Below are 16533 nucleotides of genomic sequence, written 5' to 3' on the forward strand. Positions count from 1 at the left end.
AAAAAGGGAGAGTGAAGGCCGCGGGGGCCTACGTCAATCGGCGGTCGTGACCTCGTCCTGTGGATTGTGCGGCACGAGGATCAGGGTGCCATCCTCGACCCGCCACGACTTTAGGCGGCTCAGCAGGTTCATGCCGATGACGTTGGTCTCGCCGAGACCCGGGGCGATGATCGCATCGATCCCGCGCGCGGCGACATTGCCGAAGCGCAATTCGCCGATGTTGGTCATGTCCGCCTGCACCGTGCCGTTGGCGGTATCCATCATGATCGGGAATCCTCCCGCACTCGGATCGAGTCCGGCGGCGTCGGCGGTTTCCTCGGACAGCGCGACCAGCGTCGCCCCCGTGTCGATCATGAACGCGGCAGGCACGCCGTTGACCTGCCCACGCAGCCAGTAGTGGCCATCGGGGGCGAGCGGCACGCGCGTCTCGCCCCCGGCAACGACCTGTTCGGGCATGCCAAGTTCGGGCACGGCAAGGTCGAAACGCGAATCGAGCCGCGAAACCTGCAGGATGACCAAGACCAGCACGCCCATCAGCCCGAACGTGCTCGCCATCCGCAGGCTTTGCCCGAGCGCAGGCAGGCGCCGCATGGTCAGCGAGCCGAGCACGCCCATGATCATCGCCGCCAGCGCGGCAAGCAGCAGGCCAGACTTTGGCAAGGCGCGGATCGTCCCGGCGAGTTGCTCCCAGATCGGTGCGAGGTCCATGCTCCAGAGATAGCCCGCCGCGCCATCGATTGCCATGACCGCGCTATGTTTGTGGCGGGTGGCCGCAGCACGGCGCGCCCGGGATCAGCAGGCCCTCGGGCCAGTCGAGCAGGCGCGCAGCGGCATCGAATGTCGACGTGAGGAATTCGCGCAGGAGCGCATCGGGGTCTGCCGCATCCCGCACCGCTGCGTAGGGCAGGATGAATTCGCCGAGATCGCCCTTCCAGCCGGCCGCCGCGGGAAGGACGCTGCTCTCGCCCAGCCCGGCGGGAACCGGATAGGCATAGGCGTAGAACGCCGCCTGCCCGAACCCGCCGTTGCCGGGCCAGAACCCGGCGCTGATGACTTCGTGGCTGTAGGCTTCGCGAGTCACGGCATCGGGCAGGTGGGGAATGCCTCCGGGGTGCTGTGGCGCGAGGCGGCCCGAAAAGCGCGTCACCGCGAGGTCGAAGCTGCCCCAGAACAGGTGGCTCGGCGAGGACTTGCCGAGGTAGCATGAACGGAAAGCGTTGAAGGCGCGGTCCGCGTTCAGGAAGGCGTTGTGGAGCCGACGCGCGGCATCCGCGTCCCAATGCCGCGGGCGCTCGTCTTCGGCGAAGGGGATCGGGTCGGGCAACTCGTTGGGCTTGCCGTGGAGCGGAGCAGGCAGCCCCATACGTGCGAGCAATGCCGTGAGTTCATGGTGAACCTCGGCCACCGTCTTGCCGGCAATTGCGACGCTCTCACGCACACCGTCACTTCGCATCACCGCGATGGCTCCCTGATGGAAGTCGAGTTCCACGAAGAACTGCCGATCTCCAGCAGGGAGCGGCCTTGTGGCGGCCCCAAAGGCTGTCATTCGCAGTGCGGCGTGCCAGCCGTGGTTAAGCCAGGGGTGGAGCCGGGTCGGGAGCTTGCCGACCAGTTGCAGCAAGAGGTGCAGGGTCTCGATCGTGCCCGCATCGGCGGCGTAATCGAGGCGCGGCCAGGCGGTCATGGCGCGCCGCGCGGCACGGTCCAGTCGGCGAGGATCAGCGAGAAGCGGCCCTGCGAATCGAGCCAGCGCCGCAGCGGGGTCCAGCCGCCCGCCAGCAGCAGCGTGTGCTGGCTGCGGTGCGAGAACTTGTGGCTGTTTTCGGTGTGGATGGTCTCGCCCGCCGTCATGGCGAAGCGGTGTCCAGAAACCTCGAAGGCGATGTCCTCCAGCGCCTCGAGGTGCATCTCGACGCGGGCGAAAGTGTCGTTCCAACGGGCGACGTGGTGCAGCTTGTCGAGCGGGATGGTCCCTCCGAGTTCGCGATTGATGCGCCGGGCGAGGTTGAGGTTGAACTCGGCCGTCACCCCCGCCGCGTCGTCATAGGCGGCTTCGAGGACCTTCGGGTCTTTGATCAGGTCCATGCCGATGAGCAGTTGCGATCCCGCGCCCAGCGTGCCGCGCATCGAGCGCAGCAGGTCGACGGCGGTGCGCGCGACCATGTTGCCGATGGTCGAACCGGGAAAGAAGCCGAGCTTGGGCATGTCGGCCACCGCATCCGGGAGCGCGACTTCGCGCATGAAGTCGGCCTCGACCGGGTGAACGGGAAGGCCGGGAAACTTGGCCGCAAGATCGCCCGCGGCGGCGCGCAGGAAGTCGCCGGAAATGTCGAGAGGGACATAGGCCGCGGGCTCGATCGCGCGCAGCAGCAGCGGCGTCTTGACCGACGATCCCGACCCGAATTCCACCACCGCCCGACCCGGCCCAATCAGGTCGAGGAACTCGTCGCCATGCTCGCGCAGGATCTCGGTCTCGGCGCGGGTCGGGTAGTATTCGGGGAGTCGGGTGATGTCCTCGAACAGCTCCGAACCGGCATCGTCATAGAACCAGCGGGCGGGCACGGCCTTCTGCTCCTGCGCCAGACCGGCGAGCACGTCGGCGCGGAACGCCTTGTCGACGCCGTCTTCGTCGAGCTCGACGAGGGCCAGTCCATCGTATGCCGCCATCAGGTGTCCATTGCCAGCCGCAGCCCGGTGAACTGCCAGCGTTGCTGCGGGTAGAAAAAGTTGCGATAGCTGGCCCGGGAATGCCCGCGCACCGTGGCGCAGCTGGCGCCCTTGAGCACCCATTGCCCGGCCATGAACTTGCCGTTGTATTCACCGACCGCGCCCGCCGCAGGCTTGAAGCGCGGATACGGCAGGTAGCCCGAGCGGGTGAACTGCCAGCAGTCCCCGAACAGGCCATGGCTCCCCTTGGGCAACGGCGGACCGGCGCCGTCGAGCTGGTTGCCACCTGCCGGATCATGACCCAGCGCCGCCACGGCTTCCCATTCAAATTCTGTCGGCAGACGCGCTCCGGCCCACGAGGCAAAGGCGTCGGCCTCGTAGTACGAGATGTGCGTCACCGGCGCTTCGGGATCGCGCTCGGCCCAGCCGCAATGGGTGAACTGCTCGCCGTCGCGCCAGTAGAGCGGCGCGGCGATGCCCATGCGCTGGACCCAGGCCCAGCCGTCGGACAACCACAGCGAAGCGGTGCCGTAGCCGCCATCGGCAATGAACGCGTCCCACTCGGCGTTGGTGACGAGCGCACCGGCGAGCGCAAAAGGTTCGAGCAGGACGCGGTGGCGCGGTCCTTCGTTGTCGAAGGCGAAGCCCTCGCTCTCATGCCCGATCATCGCGATCCCACTCGGATGCTCGTACCACTCGGGCGCGTGCGATACTTCGGCGGGGATGCACCCGCCGTGCGGCCACATCGCCGGGCCGAGCGGGTTCTTCGAGAAGGCGTGCTTGATGTCTGTCAGCAGCAGTTCCTGGTGCTGCTGCTCGTGGGCAATGCCGAGTTCGACGAGACCGGCGCAGGCCGGATCCTCGAACAAGCGCTCCATTGCCTCATCGACATGGCGGCGCCAGTCTAGCACCTCGGCCAGCGTCGGCCGCGAGAGCAGGCCGCGTCGCTTGCGCAGGATGCGCTCGCCTTCGGCCTCGTAATACGAGTTGAACAGGAACGGCCAGTCGCCGTCGAACAGGCGATATCCGGGCGCATGGTCGCGGAGCAGGAAGGTTTCCCAGAACCAGGTGGTGTGCGCGAGGTGCCACTTGGCCGGGCTCGCGTCCTCCATCGACTGGATCGTCGCGTCGGCCTCGCTCAGTGGTTCGACGAGCGCTTCGGACAGCGAGCGGGTGGCGCGGAATCGAGCGGCCAGCCCTGCGCTTTCGAGCGGATCGGTCCGGACACTGGCCTCGGGCATCGTCTCTCCTGCTGCCGGCAGTCCTGTTCCATAATGGACGCGCGCGATGTCGATTTAAAGGCGCTGGCGGGAATAACCCCCGGTCAGGCAGTCATACGCGGCAAGCTGGACCCGGTTTCGGCCGGCGCATTTGGCGGAACAGTACAGGACACAGCAGGTCAGGAACCACCGAGGCGGTCCCAATGCAATTTCCCTGAGTTCCGAGTCAGGCGGCGCTGCGATGCCCGACACCGGCTTCGAGATTGAGCATCTCGGCAAGCAGGAAGGCAAGCTCAAGCGACTGCGCGGCGTTTAGCCGCGGGTCGCAATGCGTGTGGTAGCGATATGCCAACCCGGCGTCGGTGATGGCGACGGCGCCGCCGGTGCATTCGGTCACGTCCTGCCCAGTCATCTCGATGTGGATGCCGCCGGCATGGGTGCCCTCCGCACGGTGGACCGCGAAGAAGCCTTTCACCTCGGACAGGATGCGGTCGAACGGGCGGGTCTTGTAGCCGCTGTCGGCCTTGATGACGTTGCCGTGCATCGGGTCGCAGCTCCACAGCACCGAATGGCCCTCGGCCTGCACCGCACGGACGAGCCTGGGCAGTCCGGCTTCGACCTTGTCGTGGCCGAAGCGGCTGATCAGCGTCATCCGCCCCGCCTCGCGCGCCGGGTTTAGCGTGTCGAGCAAGCGCAGCAGCGCGTCGGGCTCGAGGCTCGGGCCGCACTTCATGCCGATCGGGTTGCCGACACCGCGCAGGTATTCGACGTGGGCGCTGCCCTCGAAGCGAGTGCGGTCACCGATCCACAGCATGTGCGCGCTGGTGTCGTACCACTTGCCGGTGAGCGAGTCCTGCCGGGTCAGCGCCTGCTCGTAAGGCAAAAGAAGCGCTTCATGGCTGGTATAGAAGTCGGTGCTCTTGAGCTGCGGCACGGTTTCGGGATCGATTCCGCAGGCTTCCATGAAGTCGAGCGCCTCGCCGATGCGGTCGGCGGTTTCGGCGAACTTGTCGGCCCACGGGCTGCGGCCCATGAAATCGAGCGTCCACTTGTGGACCTGGCGCAGGTTGGCATAGCCACCGCTGGCGAAGGCGCGCAGCAGGTTGAGTGTCGAGGCCGCCTGCGAATAGGCGCGGATCATCCGCTGCGGATCGTTGACCCGCGCTTCGGGCGTGAACTCGATGCCGTTGACGTTGTCGCCGAGGTAACTCGGCAGGGTCAGTTCGCCCTGCGTCTCGGTCGGCGAACTGCGCGGCTTGGCGAACTGCCCGGCCATGCGGCCGACTTTCACCACCGGACGCTTGCTGGCGAAGGTAAGGACGACCGCCATCTGCAGCAGCACGCGGAAGGTGTCACGGATGTTGTTCGGATGGAACTCGGCAAAGCTCTCGGCGCAGTCGCCGCCCTGCAGCAGGAAGCCGTGACCGGCGGTGACCTCAGCCAGTTGCGCCTTCAACGCGCGCGCTTCTCCCGCGAAGACGAGCGGGGGAAAGTTGGCGAGGACCTGCTCGGTCTGCGCCAATGCCTCCGCGTCCTCATAGACGGGGAGGTGCTTCGCTTCGCACGCTTTCCAGCCGTCGGGAGTCCAATTCTTTGCCAAGTCGAATTCCAATGCCTCATTGTTTTTGAGGCGGCGCGTTTACGCCCTGCCCCGTACCATTGCAAAGGTTACATCTGGTATCGATTCGCGGCGAATTCAGCCGTCACCTCGCCCTGTCGCGCGGCAGCACCGCGACCTTGAAGGCCTTGTCCATCTGCAGGTACTTCTGCGCCAGCATCTGAAGCTCCTCTTTCGGCGTCTGCGTATAGTCGCGCAGTAGCGAACGCAGGTTGGCGACGAGGTTGGGATCGTTGGTCGATCCTTCGAGCTGGTTGAGCCAGAACGTATGCCCGGTCTGGATGCGCGTGATGAGCTGCGCCATCGGTTCGGCGGCGCGGCGCAGGTCCTCTTCGCTCGGCCCGTTCTGGGCGAGGTCGGCGGCAATGGATTCGGTCGTGGCGAAGAACGGATCGACCTGTCCGGGCGGCATCTGCGCCAGGACGACAATCCGACCGCCGCCGGCAATGTCTGTCGGCCAGTCGGAGAATACTTGAGGCGAATAGCTGGAGCCGGCCTTTTCGCGCAGGGCGTCGACGATGCGGTTGGAGAATATGCGCGACAGCAGGTCGACCTTGCGGCTTTCCTGCAGCCCCGCCGATCCGCCTCCGCTGGGCCAGGCGATGACCGCCGCGGCCTGTTCCTCATCTCCGCCGTGGCGCAAGACGACCGGCGCACCACCACCGGGAGGGAAATCGATCGACCGCGCCAGCGTTTCCCGGTCGATCGGGAGACGCGCCGGTAGCGCGCCGAAGGTCTTCGAAATCGCATCGATTGCGGCCTGCTCATCGATATCGCCGAACACGTCGACTTCGACCGGTCCCTGCTTCAGCAACGGCTCCCAGACCTCGCGCATCCCCTCGGCCGTCGCCGAGTCAAGTTGCTTCGGCGTCGGCGTGGCAAAGCGCGCGTCCTTGTTGCTGAGGAGATATTCGAGGTCGCGATTGAGCACTGCCCCCGGGTTGAGGTCGTAGCTGTCGTAGGCGAGCTTGGACGAGGCCAGCGCGCGTTCGATTGGCTGCTTGTCCCAGCGCGGATGAGCCAGCTTCTCGGCGAACAGGTATAGCTGATCGGCAAGGTCGGCCTGCCGGGTAAGGCCTTCGAACACGAAAGTCCCGTCGTCGATGCGGAAATCGAAGCCGATCTTGCGCCCCACAGTGACCCGCTCGATCTCGTCCTGCCCGAGCATCCCCTCGCCGGCGCCGACGAGCGCCATCTCGCCGAGGTGGGCGTAGACAGCGGTATCCCCGGTGAAGCCGCGCCAGCCGCTGCCGAAGCGAACTCGCACGGTAACGCGGCCAGGTTCGTTGCCGCTGTTCCAGACCAGCGCCTTGACCCCGTTGGCATAGTCTATCTGCTGAATCTCGTAGACGCCGATTGGCCGGGTCGCGACCGGGGCTTGCGCCACGCCGATCGGCGGCAGGTCGGCGAACGAGATGGCCGGGCCATCCTGACGCACGCTGCCATCGGTATCGGGCATCTCGCGCAACGCGGCGCCGAGCTGCTCGTCGGTCGCCTCGCCCGCCGTCGGGGTCAGGTAGAAGGCGCGGATGACGTTGGCTTCGAAAAGCTGTCGGGTGTGCTCGAACACCGCCTGCGGCGTGAAGCGGTCTTGCGACTGTCGGAACACGGTGAGGAACAAGTCGGGAGTGCCGACCGATTCACCGATGTCGACCGCCTGCATGATGTCGTCAGCAAGTTGTGAGCCGGCCTGGATCGTGCTCTGCTCGACCTGGTTGGTGAAGGCGACCTCAAGCCCGGCCACTTCGCGGTCGATTTCCTCCTGCGAAGGCGGAGTTTCGAGCGCGTCGGCGATCACCGAGCGGACATCGGACAGCGCGCCCTGCCAGTCGGCATCGAGCGGGGCGAAGCTGACGAACGTGGCCGAAGCGGAGTGGCTGATGTCCTGGTGGTCGACCCCGGCATAGAGGAATTTGCCGCCGTTGCGGGCGCGCGCTTCAAGCCGGCGGTTGATGATCGCCTCACCCACTGCGTCGATCAGGCGCCTTCGGTTCAGCTCCATGTTGTCGGTCACCTGCACATACGGCCGCAGGTAAGCGTAGGTCATCGAGCGCGGCTGGCCGGGTTCAACCATGACCGTGGTCTGGCCGACCGGATTGTCCGGATCGGAGCCCGCTGGAGCTTGCGGGGTTCCGAAATCGGGCCGCGGGGTCTTTGCGCCCTCGTTCTGCCAGTCGCCGAAATACTGTTCGACGAGATCCGCGAGGACCCGGGGATCGACATCGCCGACGGCAGCGATCGTGGTGTTGTCGGGCCGGTACCAGCGATCGTGGAAGGCCCGCACCGCCTTGGGCGTCGCACCCTGCAGGTCCTCGACCGTGCCGATGACCGAGTGATCGGCGAGGAGCAGTCCCTTGAAGAAGGTTTCGCGGCTGGCATCGGCGATGCGCAGTTCGGGCCCGATGCGGTCGCGCCGTTCGGCCAGCACGATCGGCACGTCGGCGGCAAGGTCGGCCTTCGACAGCGTCGGCTCGCGGATCATGCCCGAGATCAGTCGCACCGCCTCGCGCAATGTATCGGGCTGGGCGTTGGGCAGGGTCAGCTTGTAGACCGTGTGCGTCGGGGTGGTTTCGGCGTTGGTGTCGGAGCCGAACGCGGCACCCCAGCGCTGGAACTTGGGAATTGCCTCGCCGAACCCGAGGTACTTCGATTCGCGGTAGGTCAGGTGTTCGAGCAAGTGGGCGAACCCGGCCTCGCCCTTGCCCTCGTAAAGCGAACCGGCCCCGATCCGCACGCGAATGGACACCTGCCCGGGCGGCACCCCGTTGTTGCGCACTGCGTAGCGAAGCCCGTTGGGCATCTCGCCGAACTGCCACTCGGGATCGACCGGGATGTCGGTGCCGCGGTAAATCCACGGATCGTCGGGCTCGAGATACTTCGGCGCGGACAGTGCGTCTGCGGATACCGAAGGCTGCTCTGCCACATCCTGCGCCGCGAGCGGCAGCGAGGCGATCAGGGAGAGGGGGGCAAGAGCGCAGAGCAAGCGCGACAAGACAGTCATCGCGGGAGACATATCGGCAAGGGGCATGAAGGGACAGTGAATATCTCAAGCTTGCTTGCCCCCGGCGGTGCCCATGCCTACATCGCAGGCATGTTCATCGAGACCGAAACGACGCCCAACCCGGCCACCCTCAAGTTCCTGCCAGGCCGCCAGGTCATGGCCAGCGGAACGCGCGACTTCACCACCCCCGAAGAAGCCGAGGTATCGCCGCTCGCCGATGCGATCTTCGGCACCGGCGAAGTGACCGGCGTGTTCTTCGGCCACGATTTCGTTTCCGTCACCGCTGCACCGGGTGCCGGGTGGTCCACGCTGAAGCCGCAGGTCGTCGCCATCCTGCTCGACCATTTCGTGTCCGAGGCCCCGCTGTTCAGCGGCGGCGATGCCGGTGCGATCAGCGTCCCCGCCGAACCCGAGGTCGAGGACGATCCGGCCGATGCCGACGTTATCGCGCAGATCAAGGACCTCATCGAGACCCGCGTGCGCCCGGCCGTGGCCGGCGACGGCGGCGATATTCAGTACCGCGGCTTCCGCGACGGCGTCGTGTTCCTGCAGATGCAGGGCGCCTGCTCCGGCTGCCCCAGCTCGACCGCCACGCTCAAGCACGGCATCGAAGGTCTGCTCAAGCACTATGTGCCGGAGGTCAGCGAAGTGAGGGCCGCCTGATGGCAGGCGCACTCGGCGACGACGCGCTCGACACGCTGTTTCGCGAGGGGCGCAGCTACAACGGCTGGACCGGCGAGAACGTCTCGGACTCCGAGATCCACGCCATCTACGAGCTGATGAAGATGGGTCCGACCTCGGCCAACATGCAGCCGGCGCGGATCCTCTGGTGCAAGTCGGATGCGGCCAAGCAGAAACTCGCCGACTGCGCGATGGAGGGGAACAAGCAGAAGATCCTCACCGCGCCGGTCGTCGCCATCATCGCCTACGACATCGATTTCCACGAGGAGCTGCCCTGGCTCTTCCCGCACACCGACGCGAAGAGCTGGTTCGCGGGCGACGAGGAAGGCCGCAAGGTCCACGCCTTCCGAAATTCCTCGCTGCAGGGCGCCTACCTCATGCTTGCCGCTCGCGCGCTTGGACTCGACTGCGGGCCGATGTCGGGCTTCGACAACGCCGCCGTCGACAAGGCGTTCTTCGCCGACCAGCCGCGCCACCGCAGCAATTTCATCTGCGGCATCGGCCATGGCGACAAGGCCAGCATCTTCGGGCGCAGCCCGCGACCCGACTTCGACACCTTCAACCGCATCGACTGACGCACCGGTGGCAGGGCACGTCCTTGGCATAGACTGCGCGACGGAGGCCTGCTCGGTCGCGCTGTACGAGGGCGCGGAACTGGTTTCCGGTACTTATGAGGTCATCGGTCGCGGCCACGCCGAACGGCTGGTGCCGATGATCGCCGAGCTGCCCGGCAGGGGCCATGCGAACCGCATTCTCGTCTCGCTTGGACCCGGCAGTTTCACCGGTGTTCGCATCGGCCTCGCCGTCGGACGCGCGCTGGGCCTCGCCTGGGGAGCCGAAGTGCGTGGCTACCCGACGCTGGCGCTGGTTGCCGGACAGGCCATTGCCGAGCGCGAAGGACCGGTCACGGTGTGCATGAACGGCGGGCACGGCGAATGGTTCGTCCAGAACTTCGACGCCTGTGGCGTGGCCGAGGATGAAGTGCGGTCGCTTCCACCGGAGGCTGCACGGGAAGCGCGTCGCCATCGGCGGATTGCCGGCAGCCGGGCAACCGACCTTGCCGCCATCGGAGGAGACGATTGCGAGGCGCTGAACGTGCTGCCAGACGCCCGCTCACTCGGATCTCTCGCCGAGGCACACCTGACTGCCGACCTCGGCCCGATCTACGGTCGTCCGCCCGATGCGATCCTGCCGGGGGAGCGCCGCTGATGGACGATCTCGACCGGATCATGGCGGTCATGGATGCCGCGTTCGATCCGGAATACGGCGAGGCATGGACCCGGCGGCAGATCGGCGATGCGCTGACGCTGCAAAATACGCATTACCTGCTGGCAGGGCGCGATGGCGAGCACCCGTTGGACGGCGAGGAAGCACTCGGCTTCGTGCTGACACGCGGAACGGCAGGGGAGGAAGAAGTGCTGCTCATCGCCGTCAAACCCGAAGCCCGGCGCAACGGCATCGGACGGGCGCTGCTCGCACGCTTGCTCGAATCAGCACGACAGCGCGGCACTTCACGCTTGTGCCTCGAGATGCGCGACGGCAATCCAGCGAAACACCTATATGCCAGTTTGGGCTTTATACCCGTTAGTCGCCGCCCAAATTACTATCGCGGTGCGCTTAATGGTCCGATTGATGCGATTACATACACTTGCGAGATATGAAGTTTTACAGCAACTTCTATATCATTCAACAATTAACTCTTTAGAACTTCTTCTCAACCCTTGCATTGCAGAATCGTTTGGTCCAGAGGCAGTCCCCGTGTGCGCACGAACGAATAGTTACTGCACGTTCGTTTGAACGACAAATAGAATGGATTGACAAATGAACGCAGTACATGGGGATTTAGCGAAATCTCTGATCACTTATAACACCAAATGTATATTATGTTAAGTGATGCGATCGCCTAAAGTGAGATTTCCGCGCTGATCCAAAACGTTTTTTCGACGCTTTCCGGGCTTGGCGGCGAAACCAGCACCGCCGAAGTCCAGCCGGAACCGGCGGTTTCGGTCCGCGCATCGGTCAAGAAGGATCACATCGTTTGCCTTGAAGACGGCAAGAAGATGAAGATGCTCAAGCGCCACCTGATGACCGACCATGGCCTGACGCCCGATGAATATCGTGCGCGCTGGGGTCTTGCCGCCGATTATCCGATGGTTGCGCCGGATTATGCGGACAAGCGCCGCGAACTGGCAAAGAAGATCGGCCTTGGCCGCAAGCCCGGACAGCGCCGTGGCCGTCGCAAGAAGGTGGTAGCATAAACTACCCGCCGCTTGAGATTGACGCCCCGGCCTCCTAAGGTCCGGGACGTTAATCATTTTTGGGTCTTACAATTGCACCAGCAAATCGATCTCGAAGCCCTGTGCGCCGAGCGAGGATTGCGCATTACCGAGCAGCGCCGGGTGATTGCCCGCGTGCTGTCGGAAAGCGAAGACCATCCCGACGTCGAACAGCTTCACCGCCGGGCCAACGCCATCGATTCGAAGATCTCGATCGCCACGGTCTATCGCACCGTGCGGCTGTTCGAGGAGGCGGGCATCCTCGACCGGCACGATTTCGGTGACGGCCGCGCCCGCTACGAACCCGCGCCAGAGGCGCACCACGACCACCTCATCGACGTCGAAACCGGCAAGGTCGTCGAATTCGTCGATCCCGAGCTGGAAGCCCTGCAGCGGCAGATCGCCGAGAAGCTCGGCTACCGATTGGTCGACCACCGGATGGAGCTATACGGCGTCCGCATCGATCGCGAGGACTGACCCTTTGGGCAACGTCCGGCTGTACCTGCGGATTGGCGGGGTCCTGCTGTTCGCGCTGCTCGTTTTCCCGATTCTGGTCCTCGCGCCGCTGTTCCGCGTCCGGGACTACGTCGCGCCGTTCATCCTCGGCTTTGTCGGAAGGATCGTCGGCCTGCGGGTGCGCGTCGACGGCAAGCCACGCCCGCGGGCGCTCTACCTCGCAAACCACGAGAGCTGGCTCGACATTCTCGCCCTTGGGGGATGCTCGAGGACCGTTTTCGTCGCTCACAGCGGCCTCGCCGGGCACCCGGTGCTGCGCTGGCTATGCCAGCAGAACGAGACGGTGTTCATCAGCCGGGACGTCCGCTCCAGCGTGGCCCAGCAGGTCGGCCAGGTCCGCGAGGCGCTTGGCGACCGGCCGCTGACGATCTTCCCGGAGGGCACGACGAACGACGGCGAGATGATCCTGCCGTTCCGCAGTTCGCTGCTCGCCGCGGTCGAATCGCTGGGCCACGAAGTACCGGTCCAGCCCGTCGCGCTGGAGTATGCCGACGCGCCGAACACCTGCTGGTACGGCGACGAGCCGGGCATGGCGAACATCCGCCGCGTCCTCTCGCGTCGCGGCCGGATCGACCTGACCGCGCATTTCCTCGATCCACTCGCCGGTGATGCGCTGACCAATCGCAAGACAATGGCCGGAACCGCGCAGCAGGCAATTGCCGAACGACTGAAAAGATAACGCTTTCCTACAGATGGCCGGGTGAGGCAGGGTCGACTTGCCATGCCATGCGCCCCTGCCCAGCCTGACCCCAAAAGCGCCCCTCGCGAGGGCCCGGAGTTTTACCCCCGGAAACTATCAGATGTGTCAACCCGGCGTGACCTTCGCCAGCGTTTGAAAGCCGGCCCCGATTCGCCTATGGCGCGCCGCCATGCGTAATCGTGACCTCCCCAGGACCTACCGGGTCAAGAGCTTCGGCTGCCAGATGAACGTCTATGACGGCGAGCGCATGGCCGAACTGCTCGCCGCCAAAGGCATTGCCGCGGCGCCAGAGGGCGAGGAGGCCGACCTCGTCGTGCTCAACACCTGTCACATCCGCGAGAAGGCGGCGGAGAAGGTCTATTCGGACATTGGCCGACTGGTGAAAGCGGGCAAGGAAGCGGGACGCAAACCGATGATCGCGGTCGCCGGCTGCGTCGCGCAGGCCGAAGGCGAGGAGATCATGGCCCGCGCCCCGGCGGTCGGAATGGTCGTCGGCCCGCAAGCCTATCACCGCCTGCCGGAGATGATCGCCAGGGCCGCGAGAGGTGAACGCGCGACCGACACCGAGATGCCGGCCGACGCCAAGTTTGCAGCCCTGCCAGCCAGGGGATTGGGTGGCCGCAAGAGCGCGCCGACCACCTTCCTCACGGTGCAGGAAGGGTGTGACAAGTTCTGCACCTACTGCGTCGTACCGTATACGCGTGGCTCTGAAATATCGCGTCCTTACAGAGATTTATTGATAGAAGCGGAGAAGCTGATCGAAGCCGGAGCACGCGAGATCACCCTTCTCGGCCAGAACGTCAATGCGTGGTCTGGTGAGGATGGCAAGGGTCGCCCGGTTGGCCTCGACAGCCTGATCCGCGCGCTGGCCGAGCTACCCGGCCTGCATCGCGTCCGCTACACCACCAGCCATCCCAACGACGTGACCGACGGCCTGATTGCGGCCCACGCCGAGGTCGACAAGCTCATGCCCTACCTGCACCTGCCGGTGCAGAGCGGCAGCGACCGTGTGCTCAAGGCGATGAACCGCAGCCACAGCGCGGAGAGTTACCTCAAGCTGCTCGACCGCTTCCGTGCGGCTCGCCCGGACATCGCGCTGTCGGGCGACTTCATCGTCGGCTTCCCCGGCGAGACCGGGACCGAGTTCGAGGAGACGCTGCAACTCGTCGATGCGGTCGGCTATGCGCAGGCCTTCAGCTTCAATTACTCGCCCCGCCCGGGTACCCCGGCCGCGACGATGGACGGCCAGGTCCCGCCGGACGTCATGTACGAGCGGCTCCAGCGCCTGCAGGCGGCAATCAACCGCGACCAATTGGCCTTCAACGCTGCCAGTGTCGGCAAGCGCTGCAAGGTGCTGGTCGAACGCAAGGGCAAGCATCCCGGCCAGTGGCTCGGCAAGTCGCCGTGGCTGCAATCGGTGTTCTTTGAAGGCGAAGCCTCGATCGGCGATCTCGTCGAGGTGGAACTGGCGGAGGCAGGGCCCAATTCGCTCGCCGGGAGGCTGGTCGAGACGGCGCTGGCTTAGTCCAGCCAGATCAGGTCGCCATCCTCTATGAGGACCTGCGTATCGAGGATCCGGATTTCTTCCGCCGGGGGAACAGTCGGGTTGGTCGGATAGCCCTTGCCATCGAACTTGAGCGCACGCCTGCCACCGAGCTCGCCGCCGCCGGCGATTGAGACCCAGAGGTCACGCCAGCCGTTGCTCGACGTGTTCATCACGCCGAGCGGCAAGCGCGTGACGCTGGTCTCGGTGATTGGGGTGAACCTATCGCCCTCGCGCTTCAGCACGACCAGGCTGCACCCGCCCGATCCGCACGTTCCGGGCCCGCCGACATAGATGAGGAGTTCGGGTTTGCCGTCACCGTCGAGATCGAACTCGCTCGATCTATACCCGACGCGGCCATATTCGCCGTAGGTCGACTTCAGCCACGCTTCGAGCACACCGTCGTGGGGAACCGTGCCTGTGGGGGTGCCGTCCGGCACTGCCACGCCCGTGCTCTGCGAGGCCGGCGTCATCGGATCGTCGTCCGGCTTGCTTCCGCACGCGCCCAGCGCCAGGGCCGCCATCGTGGCAATCAGGTAACGCATTCTCGAACTCCTCGCGGTTTCGCTGCCCAACGCGCGAGTTGCGGTATTTTTCCCCGCCGGTGTTGCGCCCCAACGCTTGCGCCTGCTTGGCCCCGGCCTACATTTCCGACTCAGAAGAGTGAAAGGAGCGCATGGCCCGTAAACCCGATCGCGCCGACAGCCAGGCGGCGCTGGCCCACCCCGAGGATCGACGTGATCTTTCACGTCGTGCCCGGGCCGAAGTCGAATTCGACGAGCAGGCAGTGCTCGGCGCACTGTTCGGGGAGTTCGACGCCAACCTCGTCCTGCTGGAAAACCGCCTTGGGGTGTACATCGGGGCGCGCGGCAACAAGGTCATCATCGAGGGCACCGAGGACGATGTCGCCCGCACCCGCGAGGTGCTGAAGGCAATGCACCAGCGCCTGCTGACTGCGCAGGATCTCGATACCGGCGCGATCGAAGCGCTCATCGCCATGTCGGGCGAACCGACGCTCGAAGGCATCATCACCGGCGAGACCAAGACCCCGCCGATCATGATCCGCACCCGCCGCAAGACCATCGTCCCGCGAAGCACGATGCAGGGCGAATACATGCGCCAGCTGGCGAGCAAGGACATCATCTTCGCGCTCGGCCCGGCGGGCACCGGCAAGACCTACCTCGCGGTGGCGCAGGCGGTGAGCCAGCTCATCACCGGCAGCGTCCAGCGCCTTATCCTCAGCCGTCCGGCGGTCGAGGCGGGCGAGAAGCTCGGCTTCCTGCCCGGCGACATGAAGGACAAAGTCGATCCCTACCTGCGCCCGCTCTACGACGCGCTCTACGACTGCATGCCGCCCGAGCAGGTCGAACGCCGCCTCGCGTCGGGCGAGATCGAGATCGCGCCCATCGCCTTCATGCGCGGCCGCACGCTGGCCGATGCCTTCGTCATCCTCGACGAAGCGCAGAACACCACGCGCGAGCAGATGAAGATGTTCCTCACCCGGTTCGGTCAGAACAGCCGCATGGTAGTCTGCGGCGACCCGCGCCAGGTCGACATCCCCGGTGGCGACCGGATGAGCGGGCTCGCAGACGCGGTCACCAAGCTCGAAGGCGTCGACGGCATCGCCGTGACCCGCTTCACCGCCGCCGACGTGGTGCGCCACCCGATCGTCGGGCGGATTGTCGAGGCCTACGAGGGCACTGGCTCGTGAACCCATTGCTCTCGTCATTGCGAGCGACCGGAGGTCGCGCGGCAATCCAGGGCTGACGCGTGCGGTTCTGGATTGCTTCGCTTCGCTCGCAATGACGATGGAATTGGACATTTCGGTTGAAGACCCCTGGCCGGCCGGCGCATGGCCGGACCTTGCGGATCGTGCTGTCGCCGCGCTGACAGAGGTCGCACCCGAACTGGCCAATCCCCGGTTTTCTGTGAGCCTGCTGTTCACCTCGGATGAAGAAGTGCACGCCCTCAATCGCGAGTGGCGCGAGCGCGACAAGCCGACCAACGTGCTGTCTTTCCCCATGCTCGAACGCGACGACCTGCTGGCGCTAGACGAGGACGGCCCGCCCGAACTGCTCGGCGACGTAGCACTCGCCCATGAAACCTGTGCCCGCGAGGCGGCCGAAAAGGGCGTTTCGCTGGAGGATCATGCGGTCCACCTCATCGTCCACGGCCTGCTCCACCTCGCAGGCTACGACCACGAACTGGGCGAAGCCGAAGCGGTCGAGATGGAGGCGTTGGAGACAAAGGCGCTTGCACTCATTGGCGTCGCCGACCCATATGGGGACCGCGATTACACCTAAGGGGGAAG

The 16533-nt window shown here is 65.5% G+C and carries 16 protein-coding genes and 1 pseudogene; 10 read left to right on the plus strand and 7 right to left on the minus strand.

The window, feature by feature from the left end:
* Positions 1-33: 33 nt before the first annotated feature.
* The 6 genes from GRI89_RS07300 to GRI89_RS07325 all read right to left on the minus strand — a co-directional run bounded on the left by GRI89_RS07300 (position 34) and on the right by GRI89_RS07325 (position 8506).
* Complete coding sequence (locus tag GRI89_RS07300; RefSeq protein ID WP_235912855.1) at positions 34-744, minus strand: retropepsin-like aspartic protease family protein; 711 nt, start codon at positions 742-744, stop codon at positions 34-36.
* Positions 745-751: 7 nt separating this feature from the next.
* Positions 752-1684, minus strand: a complete 933-nt coding sequence (locus GRI89_RS07305; protein ID WP_159793653.1) for a DUF5996 family protein — start codon at positions 1682-1684, stop codon at positions 752-754.
* Positions 1681-2667, minus strand: a complete 987-nt coding sequence (gene egtD / locus GRI89_RS07310) for an L-histidine N(alpha)-methyltransferase (protein WP_159793655.1) — start codon at positions 2665-2667, stop codon at positions 1681-1683. The genes GRI89_RS07305 and egtD overlap by 4 nt, the downstream gene beginning before the upstream one ends.
* Positions 2667-3908 (minus strand): ergothioneine biosynthesis protein EgtB, encoded by a 1242-nt coding sequence (egtB, locus tag GRI89_RS07315; RefSeq protein ID WP_159793657.1) that lies wholly within the window; start codon positions 3906-3908, stop codon positions 2667-2669. Before egtB ends, egtD begins: the two co-directional genes overlap by 1 nt.
* A 205-nt stretch (positions 3909-4113) precedes the next feature.
* The gene (locus GRI89_RS07320) at positions 4114-5487 is read right to left on the minus strand and encodes a class II 3-deoxy-7-phosphoheptulonate synthase (RefSeq protein WP_159793659.1); all 1374 of its coding nucleotides are present in this window, start codon (positions 5485-5487) and stop codon (positions 4114-4116) included.
* A 103-nt stretch (positions 5488-5590) separates the two neighbouring features.
* Positions 5591-8506, minus strand: coding sequence for a M16 family metallopeptidase (locus GRI89_RS07325; protein WP_159793661.1), 2916 nt, complete (start codon positions 8504-8506; stop codon positions 5591-5593).
* Positions 8507-8596: 90 nt separating this feature from the next.
* On the opposite strand from GRI89_RS07325, the gene GRI89_RS07330 reads away from it, so the two are divergent.
* The 8 genes and pseudogenes from GRI89_RS07330 to miaB all read left to right on the plus strand — a co-directional run bounded on the left by GRI89_RS07330 (position 8597) and on the right by miaB (position 14204).
* Entirely contained in the window at positions 8597-9169 is a 573-nt protein-coding gene (locus GRI89_RS07330) for a NifU family protein (RefSeq protein ID WP_159793663.1), read from the plus strand.
* Positions 9169-9762 (plus strand): malonic semialdehyde reductase, encoded by a 594-nt coding sequence (locus GRI89_RS07335; RefSeq protein WP_159793665.1) that lies wholly within the window; start codon positions 9169-9171, stop codon positions 9760-9762. The genes GRI89_RS07330 and GRI89_RS07335 overlap by 1 nt, the downstream gene beginning before the upstream one ends.
* 7 nt (positions 9763-9769) lie before the next feature.
* A complete protein-coding gene (gene tsaB, locus GRI89_RS07340) occupies positions 9770-10396 on the plus strand; it encodes a tRNA (adenosine(37)-N6)-threonylcarbamoyltransferase complex dimerization subunit type 1 TsaB (protein ID WP_328598130.1) in 627 nt (208 codons plus the stop codon).
* On the plus strand, positions 10396-10848 hold the full coding sequence (locus tag GRI89_RS07345; protein WP_328598131.1) for a GNAT family N-acetyltransferase: 453 nt from the start codon (positions 10396-10398) through the stop codon (positions 10846-10848). Before tsaB ends, GRI89_RS07345 begins: the two co-directional genes overlap by 1 nt.
* Before the next feature lie 249 nt (positions 10849-11097).
* Positions 11098-11445: pseudogene (locus GRI89_RS07350) on the plus strand (MucR family transcriptional regulator); the annotation flags it as partial.
* A 72-nt stretch (positions 11446-11517) separates the two neighbouring features.
* The gene (locus tag GRI89_RS07355; RefSeq protein WP_159793669.1) at positions 11518-11940 is read left to right on the plus strand and encodes a Fur family transcriptional regulator; all 423 of its coding nucleotides are present in this window, start codon (positions 11518-11520) and stop codon (positions 11938-11940) included.
* Between the two features lie 4 nt (positions 11941-11944).
* Positions 11945-12658 (plus strand): lysophospholipid acyltransferase family protein, encoded by a 714-nt coding sequence (locus GRI89_RS07360; protein ID WP_159793671.1) that lies wholly within the window; start codon positions 11945-11947, stop codon positions 12656-12658.
* 190 nt (positions 12659-12848) lie between these two features.
* A complete protein-coding gene (gene miaB / locus GRI89_RS07365) occupies positions 12849-14204 on the plus strand; it encodes a tRNA (N6-isopentenyl adenosine(37)-C2)-methylthiotransferase MiaB (protein ID WP_159793673.1) in 1356 nt (451 codons plus the stop codon).
* On the opposite strand, the gene GRI89_RS07370 is transcribed toward miaB, so the two are convergent.
* Positions 14201-14767, minus strand: coding sequence for a hypothetical protein (locus GRI89_RS07370; RefSeq protein ID WP_159793675.1), 567 nt, complete (start codon positions 14765-14767; stop codon positions 14201-14203). The two genes, miaB and GRI89_RS07370, sit on opposite strands and share 4 nt — an antisense overlap.
* 131 nt (positions 14768-14898) lie before the next feature.
* Between GRI89_RS07370 and GRI89_RS07375 the strand changes: the two genes are divergently transcribed.
* A complete protein-coding gene (locus GRI89_RS07375; RefSeq protein ID WP_159793677.1) occupies positions 14899-15933 on the plus strand; it encodes a PhoH family protein in 1035 nt (344 codons plus the stop codon).
* Between the two features lie 97 nt (positions 15934-16030).
* A complete protein-coding gene (ybeY, locus tag GRI89_RS07380) occupies positions 16031-16525 on the plus strand; it encodes an rRNA maturation RNase YbeY (protein WP_159793679.1) in 495 nt (164 codons plus the stop codon).
* Positions 16526-16533 lie beyond the last annotated feature (8 nt).

Origin of the sequence: Croceibacterium salegens (genome assembly GCF_009827435.1) — a bacterium.
Taxonomy (GTDB): Bacteria; Pseudomonadota; Alphaproteobacteria; order Sphingomonadales; family Sphingomonadaceae; genus Croceibacterium_B; species Croceibacterium_B salegens.